Here is a 9557-nt window from a genome sequence, read left to right as displayed (position 1 = left end):
CGCATGCTGGATACCGCCGCCGCCATGGCGCGCGCGGGGTAAGCTAAAACAGAGCGTTCGGGCGAAAGCCGCACCTTCGGGTGCGGCTTTTTGCATTTGGAACATCATCCGCACGCTACGGCCACATATGCATCAAACGCAAGTCGGGCTTGCAACCTGAACGGGTTGTTCTGCACCGCAGCATGCCCCATCTTTGGGTCAGGACGTACCCCTGACCCAAAGAACAGGAGCATATCATGAGCACCCTTCTGACCCGCATCCAGACCCGCCTGCGCCAGCGCGCGGCCTATGCCCGTACCGTCAGCGAAATTCGCGCCATGCCGCTGGATGTGGCGATCGATCTGGACATTCACAAGCCTGACGCGCGCAAGATTGCCGCACAGGCCGTCTACGGGCAATAAGCCCCGAACGCGCTGCACCGCTCTAGCGGCACGGCCCCGAAACAGGGGGTTGTGGCTTGAAAGGGGCATTCGCACTTGGATAAAGCCCGCGCTATCGGTGGGCCGGGGACTGCCGATCCGGCATTCTTGGAATGCACTTTATGCTGGCGGCATACTTTGACTTTCAAGGCTGGAAACCCCATCAGGGTAATCGGCAGGCCGCGGGACGGCCCACCGATGGCGCGGCGGGCTGCGCCCTTGATTCCGCGCCCTGACTGCCGCCCAACGTCCCCATTAGGCCATCCTAAACAGCACGCCGATTTCAACCCGACAGGGTCACGCCCTAACGCGGATATTTCGCGCCCAGCGCATCAGAAATAGCGGGCGAGACGAAATTCGTCACATCGCCCCCCAGTCGCGCGATTTCCTTGACCAGTTTCGACGCGATTGCCTGATGGCGTGCTTCTGCCATCAGGAATACCGTTTCAATACTGGCATCCATGGCGCGGTTCATGCCAACCATCTGGAATTCATATTCAAAATCCGTGACCGCGCGCAAACCGCGTATGATGATCTGCGCGCCGACATCGCGGGCGCAGTCAATCAGCAGGTTCTCGAACGGATGGGCGATAATCTCGACGCCAGTGCGCTTGCTCAGGGTTTGCACCTCGGCCTCGATCATGGCGACACGTTCATCCAGTGTGAATAACGGGCCTTTGTCACGGTTAATCGCAACCCCGATCACCAGCCGGTCCACAAGCTGCGTCGCGCGCGTGATGATATCGATATGCCCCTTGGTCAACGGGTCGAAAGTGCCAGGATAAAGACCGATCCGCATTGCGCGCCCCCTTCACATCTTCAGATGCACGCAACAATATTGCGCGGGGATATGCAACCCTTCCGGCGCATGAAAAACATCTAATACCCCATGATCATGCCGGTCAGGGCGTCTTTCTCCAACTCCAGTTCGGACATGCGGGCCGCGACCACATCCCCGATGGAAATCAGGCCAATCATCTGGTCCCCCTCCATCACCGGAATATGACGAAACCGCTTCTGCGTCATGGTCTGCAACACCAGATCGGCACTGTCATCAGGGCTACAGCCATAGACATTGCGCGTCATCACATCATCCACCTTGTCCGACAGGCACGCGACACCGCGGCTGCCCAATTCGCGCACGATGTCGCGCTCGGACAGGATACCCGCCACCTTCTTTCCGTCCGAGGAGATGACAAGCGCGCCTATGCGGTTCTCGCTCAGGACCTTCACGACTTCGGACAAAGGGCTGCCCGGCGCAACTGTCACAACCGACTGGGTTTCCTTGTTTCTTAGAATTTGGCTCACCAGCATGCGCACGCCCTCCTCTTGGCTGAAGCAGGGGCACGGCCTCCTATGCGCGCCCCTTTGGGAAGGGTCGGACATTGCGGGCCTGTCTGTCAAGCCATCAGATCACGGCAGCACGGCAAAAACGCATGCGCCAGATCCCCGCACGCGCGACAGGGACGGGCAGCCGCCAGGCCTGCGCCCCGCCATGAGTGCCCCCTCGATGGGGGCCGATTGGCGCCCCCGCCTGAAAATCACGCCTGTTACAGATAGCGCACCGGCGCGGCATCCCCCCCGCGCACCAGCCGCGCATGTTCCTGAATCGCAAAACGGTCGGTCATGCCGGACACATAATCGGCGACAATCCGGGCAAGTGCTGTCTCGGACTCTGCTGCATTCACATCACGGCGCCATTCGGCAGGCAGGTGGCGGGGCTGGTCCATGAACAGCGGGAACAGGTCGCGCACAACACCTGTGACCTGCGCGCGCATTTCCACCACAGACGGTGCGCGATACATCCGCGTGAACAGGAAATGCCGGATCACCTTCAATTCCCGAAACAGCCGGTCGGAAAAGCGGATGATCGTCAGGTTCAGGTCACGAATATCCTGCGCGGACTGCAAATCCGCCGGTCCCAGCCGCGTGCCCGCCACCAGCAGCACATCTTCCACCATCACGCCAAAGACACGGCGCAACGCTTCATGCCTGCGCCGCATCGGCTCCAGTCCGGGATACAGGCTGTCCACCTGCCGGAAGGCGGGGCCGGTTATGGGCAGGTCCATCAGGTCGTTTTCCGTAAACAGCCCCGATCGCAACCCGTCATGCAAATCATGGTGGTTATAGGCAATATCATCGGCAATCGCCGCCACCTGCGCTTCGGCACTGGCATAGCCGTGCAATTCCAGATCGAAACCGGCATTGCATTCGACCAGCGCATAGGGCAGCGCATCCCCCTTCAGCGGCGCGCCGTGCGCATCGGCCACAGGGCCGTTATGTTTGGCAATGCCTTCCAGTGTTTCCCATGTCAGGTTCAGACCGTCGAAATCCGCGTAATGACGTTCCAGCCGCGTCACAATACGCAGCGCCTGCGCATTATGGTCGAACCCGCCATAAGGGGCCATCAGATCGCACAACGCATCCTCGCCGGTATGACCAAAGGGCGGATGGCCCAGATCATGGGCCAGCGCAATCGCCTCGGCCAGTTCGGTGTTCAGCCCCAGCGCACCTGCAAGCGTGCGGGCCACCTGCGCCACCTCGATGGAATGGGTCAGGCGGGTGCGGTAATAATCGCCCTCATGCTCGATGAACACCTGCGTCTTGTGTTTCAGCCGCCGGAACGCGCTGGAATGGATGATCCGGTCGCGGTCGCGCTGAAACGGGGAACGGAAGGTGCTCATGGCCTCCTTGAAACGCCGCCCGCGCGACTGGTCCGGTTGTGTCGCATATGGTTTCAGCATCTGTTTGTCCCACTACCTTGTCGGGCCTGCTGCCAATGGCTATATCAAACCAAAGTCATCGGAAATATGACATTGCCCAGAAGGAAGCCCATGACCCTGACCCTGCCCCCCCGCGTAAGTGACCGCGCCTTCGCTCGTCTGGCCGAAATCGCCGAAGACACAGGCGAGGTCAAGGCCCTGCGTGTTGCCGTCGACGGCGGCGGCTGTTCGGGGTTTCAGTATGATATCCGTTTTGACGCCCCCGCAGCCGATGACCTGATTCTGGAAAAGGACGGCCAGAAGGTGCTGGTTGATCCTGTTTCCCTGCCGTTTCTGGCAAATGCCGTCATCGACTTCTCGGAAGAACTGATCGGCGCACGCTTCGTCATCAATAACCCCAATGCCTCCTCCAGTTGCGGCTGCGGCATCAGTTTTTCAATGTGACCGCGCGCGGCTACCGCATTGCCGCATTGCTACAAGTCGCGGCATAACACGAAGTTTAACACCGCAAAGACAGTGCAGCGGTTGACCGCGCGCCCCGACTGCCCCAATGCTCTTTCCCAAGAAGTTGATGCGTGGGAGGCATTTTTGAAACCTGAAGCGATTACTGCCAGCTATCGCCGCTGGGCGCCCATTTATGATATGACATTCGGTCGCATCACCAATACCGGACGCAGACACGCCACCAGGGTTGCCAACGGCACAGGGGGCAAAGTGCTGGAAGTGGGTGTGGGAACCGGACTTGCCCTGCCCTTCTATGATGCCTCGCTAGAGGTGACGGGCATAGATTTTTCCGAGGATATGCTGACACGCGCGCGCACCAAAGTCGCCGAGGAGAAGCTGGACCATGTCCGCGAGTTGCGTCAGATGGACGCACGTAATCTGGATTTCCCCGACGCCAGCTTCGACACAATCGTCGCCATGCACCTGATTTCGGTCGTCCCCGACCCCGAACAGGTCATGGCCGAAATGGCGCGCGTGTGCAAACCCGGCGGGCAAATCCTGCTGGTCAACCATTTCGCCCGCGACGAAGGGTGGCTGGCATGGCTGGAGCGCAAATTTGCACCATTTGCAGACTATATGGGCTGGCATTCCAACTTTCCGAAAGATCGCGTTCTGGGGGAACAGGCCCTGCAACTGGTCGAGGAAACGCCCCTGACGCGTCTGGGCGTGTTCACGTTCCTGCGCATGGAAAAAACTGCCTGACCGCACACACCCCCGACAGGCCCGCCTGCTGGCGGACCAAAAGGCGCGGCCAAGATGCGCCAATGGTCGCGCCGCCCGCTTGCGGGCTTGCCCCGCCCCCCTGTTCTGACCTAAACCCTTGCCCAACACAAAGGGCCGGAACAGCATGAGCGATACACCACATTCCAGCGAAACGCGCGCCAAATCCAGAAATATCGGGGCGCTGCAAGGGTTGTGGCCCTTCATGCGCCCCTATCGCGCCCTGCTGGCCGCGGCCCTTCTGGCGCTGGTCGCAACAGCGACAATCATGCTTATGCTGCCATTGGCGGTGCGCCGCGTCGTTGACGGGTTTGAAGCCCGCGAAATGGAATTGCTGAACCAGTATTTCGGCGGCGCGCTGGGGCTGGCTGTGCTGCTGGCGATTGGCACGGGGTTGCGGTATTATCTGGTCACGCGGCTGGGCGAACGCATCGTTGCCGATATCCGCAAATCCCTGTTTGCCCGCGTCATTGACCGCAGTCCGGCCTTCTATGAACGCATCATGACCGGCGAGGTGCTCTCGCGCCTGACAACAGACACAACGCTTATTCAATCGGTGATCGGGTCTTCGGTGTCGATTGCACTGCGCAATGCGCTGATGCTCTTGGGCGGGCTGGTACTGCTGGGGCTGACCTCTGCAAAACTGACCGGATTCGTGCTGCTGATGGTGCCCGCGATCATCGTGCCCATCGTCATCATGGGCCGCAAGCTGCGCCGGCTCAGCCGCGAAAATCAGGACTGGATCGCCGCCAGCTCGGGCAACGCCTCCGAGGCGCTTTTGTCGGTTCAGGCAGTTCAGGCCAACACCCACGAAGCGGCCAGCCGCGCAGCCTTCGACCGCGTCACCGAAATCAGCTTCGATGTGGCGCGCAAACGCATCCTGACCCGCGCGGTGCTGACTGTCATCGTTATCTTTCTGGTCTTCGCGGGCATTCTGGGCACGCTCTGGGTCGGCGCGCGCGATGTGTCTGCGGGCGTCATGACACCGGGCGAACTGGCCCAATTCGTGATCTATGCGGTCATCGTTGCAGGCTCGGTCGGGGCCTTGTCCGAAATCTGGTCCGAATTGCAACGCGCCGCCGGTGCGACCGAACGCCTTGTCGAACTGCTGACCGCGACCGACAGCATTCAGGACCCGCCCAAACCCCTGCCACTGCCCCGCCCGACACGCGGCGAGGTGCAGTTTGACGCTGTCAGCTTCCACTACCCCACACGCCCCGGCCAGCAGGCGCTGCGGAATATCTCGCTGACCATCGCGGCGGGGGAAACTGTGGCGCTGGTCGGACCATCGGGCGCGGGGAAGACAACAATCCTTCAGCTGCTGATGCGCTTCTACGACCCGATCAGCGGGCAGATCCGCATCGACGGGCAGGACCTGCGCGACATGGCACGCACCGATTTCCGCCGCGCGCTGGCCCTTGTCCCGCAGGATCCGGTCATTTTCGCGACGACTGCAATGGACAATATCCGCTTTGGCCGCCCCGGCGCCTCGGACAGCGAAGTGATCGCGGCAGCAAAAGCGGCCAATGCCGATCAGTTCCTGAACAGCCTGCCCGACGGGTATATGACCGAACTGGGCGAACGCGGCGTCATGCTGTCAGGGGGGCAGAAACAGCGCGTGGCCATCGCGCGCGCCATTCTGCGCGACGCCCCCATCCTGCTGCTGGATGAAGCCACCAGTGCCCTTGATGCCGAATCCGAGGCCGCCGTGCAACGCGCCGTGGACCATCTGTCACGCGACCGCACCACAATTGTCATCGCCCACCGGCTGGCCACGGTCAAACAGGCCGACCGCATCATCGTCTTTGACGAGGGGCGCATCGCGGCCACCGGCACACATGACGAACTGGTGGCACAGGGTGGACTTTATGCGCGCTTGGCACGCTTGCAGTTCACCTCCGAACGCGCCGCCTGAACATCGTGAAGCTTAAGGGCCAAAACAGTCCCTTTCCCCTTTCATTCTGGCCCAAATATCCAAAAAACACGCCGGCGCGGCCCGCGCATCATGCGCTATTCGAACTTCCGCCGGACCCCGCGCACCATGGCCCATACGCCCAGCACCACCACAGGCACCAAAGCGGCCATTGTCACGGGTTTGGACAGGCCCAACGGCTCGGTCACCGGCAACACCAGATAGGCCACCAGATTGATCGCATAATAGCTGATCGCCACCACAGACAGCCCCTCGACCGTGTGTTGCAGACGCAGTTGCATATCTGCGCGGCGGTCCATGCTCTCCAGCAGCCGCTGGTTCTGGGCCGAGCGTTCCACATCCACACGAGAGCGCAGCAACTGCCCTGCGCGCATGGCCCGTTCGGCCAGCCGCGCCAGCCGCGCCTCGGTGGATTTGACCGTGCGCATTGCGGGGTCATAGCGGCGCGTCATGAATTCGCGCAGCGACTGGCGCCCCTGAAATCGGTCCTCGCGCAGCACCTCGATGCGCTGGTGCACCAGCGCCTCATACGCCCCTGTCGCGGCAAACCGGAACGCGCTTTCCACCATCATGTTTTCCAACTCGCTGGAAATGCGCAGCAACGCCTCCAGCGTTTCATCGGACCCGGTGCCGGGCGTGTTCATCGCGCGCGACAATTGCGTCAGCTGCTCGTCCAGCACCCCCATTTGCGATGACAGTGACCGCGCGCGCAGCAACCCCAGCATGGAAATGGTCTTATAGGTTTCAATCTCGCACAGGCGCTGCAAAATCCGCCCCACACGCCGCCCGCCGGTGCCGGGCTTGACGAAAACCGCCATGCGGATATGGCCTGCGCGATCAATGCGGAAATCACTGGCAATCACGGCGGTCCCATCCAGGACACAGGCCGCAGCCAGACTTTCGGGCACGAACCAGTCTTGCAGTTTTGCAGTAATTTCGGCGGGGTCTTCGGGCAGGGTCTCAATCTGGAACAGGATCGATGTCAGCCGCGTCCCCGGTGCCTGTTCCAGCCAGTCATCCGCGAAAACATCAAAACTGTCAGGGTCGAAGGGGCGTTTGGGCAGCCCTTGTTCAAACGCCGTATAGGTCACGAATTCCGTGTGGCTTTCCCATTTCAGATGGTGACGGCCAATATCGGCGGAATGATGCGTGGCCTCGGGGGCGGGGTGGCCAGCGCCGTGGCGGTCCAGCAGCGCCAGCAAATGCGCGCGGTCCTTGTCGCGGTCGCGCTTGGCCGCAGCGCTTTCGGGTTTGACCGCCAGAAACACCGCCACGCCCGGCGGCACGACCTTGGTTGCAGGGCGCGCATGCAGTTCATTGACAAGCGCATAGCGGTGCAGATGGTCGGCGATGGGGGGCATAGGAACCTCGGAAGCGCACGCGGAAGGATTAAGCGGTTCAGGATAAGCCACTGGCGCAAAATGAAAACGCCCCAATTCGGCACACCATTGCACACTTGTATTTTCGCCACAAACGCGGGCGTGGGGCAGTGGCGAACAACGCTTGAGGGTCTGAAGGCAGGGATGGCCGCTTTGCGGGACGATTTCTGCCGTTCGATATCCAGATTGCGCAACACGCCCGAACCGAGGGGTGGGCGAGAAGCGCCCGCCCCGTGGGGGCGGTTCGGGCGCTGCCCGTGCTTTGCACGGGCATTTTTCCCGACATTTGTCGTGGCCGCTTCGGCCTCAGCCCCCACCCACGAAAAAACCCCGGCCTTGCAGCCGGGGTTTTTCCTTGTCGTGCCAAGCCGAAAATCACTCGATCATCGGCAGCAGGCTGTCCACGGACGCTTTCGCATCGCCATAGAACATGCGTGTGTTGTCCTTGTAGAACAGCGGGTTCTCGATCCCCGAATAGCCGGTGCCCTGCCCGCGTTTGGACACGAACACCTGTTTGGCCTTCCACACTTCCAGAACCGGCATGCCGGCAATGGGGCTGTTGGGGTCGTCCTGTGCGGCGGGGTTCACAATGTCATTGGACCCGATGACGATCACCACATCGGTGGACGGGAAATCGTCATTGATCTCGTCCATTTCCAGCACAATGTCATAGGGCACCTTGGCCTCGGCCAGCAGCACGTTCATATGCCCCGGCAAACGCCCCGCAACAGGGTGAATGGCGAAACGGACATTCTTGCCCTTGGCGCGCAGCTTGCGCGTCAGTTCCGACACGGATTGCTGGGCCTGCGCCACAGCCATGCCATAGCCGGGAACAATCACCACGCTGTCGGCTTCATTCAGGGCCGCAGCCACACCGCCTGCGTCAATGGCGATCTGCTCGCCCTCAACCTCCATCTGCGGGCCGGACGTGCCGCCAAACCCGCCAAGGATCACGCTGATAAAACTGCGGTTCATGGCCTTGCACATGATATAGCTCAGGATCGCCCCCGAGGAACCGACCAGCGCGCCCACCACGATCAGCAATTCATTGCCAAGGCTGAACCCGATGGCCGCCGCCGCCCAGCCGGAATAGCTGTTGAGCATGGACACCACCACCGGCATATCGGCCCCGCCAATGCCCATGATCAGATGATAGCCAATGAACAGCGCCAGCGCGGTCAGGACAATCAGCATGAAGATCGACGCGCCCGCACTTTCGGCGAAGGCCAGATACAGCCCCGCAAACACGACAGACAGGACCGCCGCACCCGCATTCAGCATATGCCCGCCGGGCAGTTGCTTGGCGGCTGTGTCCACACGGCCCGCCAGCTTGCCATAGGCAATGATCGACCCGGTGAAGGTGACCGCCCCGATCCAGATGCCGATCATCAACTCGACCCGCAGGATCGTCACCTCGACAGCGGTTTTCTTGCCGATAATGGCGGCAAAATTGCTCAGGCCCAGCCACAGCTCATAGGCGGGGACCGACATCAGCCCTTCGGGTTGCGGGAAGGGCAAGGCGTTTTCAGCAAAGACCTGCGCCACACGCCCGATTTCCAGATGCGCGTTCAACCCCACCAGAACGGCCGCCAGCCCCACCAGCGAATGCATGAAGGCCACCAGTTCGGGCATTTGCGTCATCTGCACGCGCGTGGCCAGTTGCCAGCCGACAAGGCCGCCAATGGCAATCAGCACCAGCGTCAGCCCCCACAACCCCGAACCGGGACCGACCAGCATGGCCAGCACGGCCACGGTCATACCCGCAATGCCATACCAGATGGCGCGTTTCGCGCTTTCCTGTCCTGACAGACCGCCAAGCGACAGGACAAAGAGAACTGTCGCAACCGCATAGGCCGCAACTGTAAATCCGAAATCCATC

At 61.3% G+C, this 9557-nt stretch carries 9 protein-coding genes; 4 read left to right on the top strand and 5 right to left on the bottom strand.

What is annotated here, in order from left to right:
- The first annotated feature begins 236 nt into the window (after positions 1-236).
- On the top strand, positions 237-401 hold the full coding sequence (locus ACTIE1_RS15700; RefSeq protein WP_439560460.1) for a hypothetical protein: 165 nt from the start codon (positions 237-239) through the stop codon (positions 399-401).
- Between the two features lie 322 nt (positions 402-723).
- Here the strand turns inward: ACTIE1_RS15700 and coaD are convergent, their stop codons facing one another.
- The 3 genes from coaD to ACTIE1_RS15685 all read right to left on the bottom strand — a co-directional run bounded on the left by coaD (position 724) and on the right by ACTIE1_RS15685 (position 3163).
- The gene (gene coaD, locus ACTIE1_RS15695; protein WP_439560461.1) at positions 724-1218 is read right to left on the bottom strand and encodes a pantetheine-phosphate adenylyltransferase; all 495 of its coding nucleotides are present in this window, start codon (positions 1216-1218) and stop codon (positions 724-726) included.
- Positions 1219-1298: 80 nt separating this feature from the next.
- Positions 1299-1733: a CBS domain-containing protein gene (locus tag ACTIE1_RS15690; RefSeq protein ID WP_439560462.1), complete on the bottom strand. Its 435-nt coding sequence runs from the start codon at positions 1731-1733 to the stop codon at positions 1299-1301.
- Between the two features lie 236 nt (positions 1734-1969).
- The gene (locus ACTIE1_RS15685; RefSeq protein ID WP_439560463.1) at positions 1970-3163 is read right to left on the bottom strand and encodes a deoxyguanosinetriphosphate triphosphohydrolase; all 1194 of its coding nucleotides are present in this window, start codon (positions 3161-3163) and stop codon (positions 1970-1972) included.
- 96 nt (positions 3164-3259) lie between these two features.
- Here ACTIE1_RS15685 and ACTIE1_RS15680 point away from each other — a divergent pair, with 96 nt between their 5' ends.
- The 3 genes from ACTIE1_RS15680 (at position 3260) to ACTIE1_RS15670 (ending at position 6281) form a co-directional block, all read left to right on the top strand.
- The gene (locus ACTIE1_RS15680) at positions 3260-3586 is read left to right on the top strand and encodes a HesB/IscA family protein (protein WP_439560571.1); all 327 of its coding nucleotides are present in this window, start codon (positions 3260-3262) and stop codon (positions 3584-3586) included.
- Between the two features lie 144 nt (positions 3587-3730).
- Positions 3731-4348: a class I SAM-dependent methyltransferase gene (locus ACTIE1_RS15675; protein ID WP_439560464.1), complete on the top strand. Its 618-nt coding sequence runs from the start codon at positions 3731-3733 to the stop codon at positions 4346-4348.
- Between the two features lie 145 nt (positions 4349-4493).
- A complete protein-coding gene (locus ACTIE1_RS15670) occupies positions 4494-6281 on the top strand; it encodes an ABC transporter transmembrane domain-containing protein (protein ID WP_439560465.1) in 1788 nt (595 codons plus the stop codon).
- A 95-nt stretch (positions 6282-6376) separates the two neighbouring features.
- On the opposite strand, the gene ACTIE1_RS15665 is transcribed toward ACTIE1_RS15670, so the two are convergent.
- On the bottom strand, positions 6377-7660 hold the full coding sequence (locus ACTIE1_RS15665) for a DUF3422 family protein (RefSeq protein WP_439560466.1): 1284 nt from the start codon (positions 7658-7660) through the stop codon (positions 6377-6379).
- Between the two features lie 393 nt (positions 7661-8053).
- Positions 8054-9556, bottom strand: a complete 1503-nt coding sequence (locus ACTIE1_RS15660) for an NAD(P)(+) transhydrogenase (Re/Si-specific) subunit beta (RefSeq protein ID WP_439560467.1) — start codon at positions 9554-9556, stop codon at positions 8054-8056.
- Position 9557: the final 1 nt, after the last annotated feature.

Origin of the sequence: Roseinatronobacter sp. (assembly GCF_051859525.1) — a bacterium.
Classification (GTDB): Bacteria; Pseudomonadota; Alphaproteobacteria; order Rhodobacterales; family Rhodobacteraceae; genus Roseinatronobacter.
Note: the sequence above shows the minus strand (reverse complement) of the source record. Positions and strands in the feature narration are given on the sequence as shown.

Excerpts from the sequence above, each read along its gene's own strand:
- coaD (WP_439560461.1), bottom strand. The coding sequence starts at position 1,218 with ATGCGGATCGGTCTTTATCCTGGCACTTTCGACCCGTTGACCAAGGGG.
- ACTIE1_RS15685 (WP_439560463.1), bottom strand. The coding sequence starts at position 3,163 with ATGCTGAAACCATATGCGACACAACCGGACCAGTCGCGCGGGCGGCGT.
- ACTIE1_RS15660 (WP_439560467.1), bottom strand. The coding sequence starts at position 9,556 with ATGGATTTCGGATTTACAGTTGCGGCCTATGCGGTTGCGACAGTTCTC.
- ACTIE1_RS15690 (WP_439560462.1), bottom strand. The coding sequence starts at position 1,733 with ATGCTGGTGAGCCAAATTCTAAGAAACAAGGAAACCCAGTCGGTTGTG.
- ACTIE1_RS15665 (WP_439560466.1), bottom strand. The coding sequence starts at position 7,660 with ATGCCCCCCATCGCCGACCATCTGCACCGCTATGCGCTTGTCAATGAA.
- ACTIE1_RS15700 (WP_439560460.1), top strand. The coding sequence starts at position 237 with ATGAGCACCCTTCTGACCCGCATCCAGACCCGCCTGCGCCAGCGCGCG.
- ACTIE1_RS15670 (WP_439560465.1), top strand. The coding sequence starts at position 4,494 with ATGAGCGATACACCACATTCCAGCGAAACGCGCGCCAAATCCAGAAAT.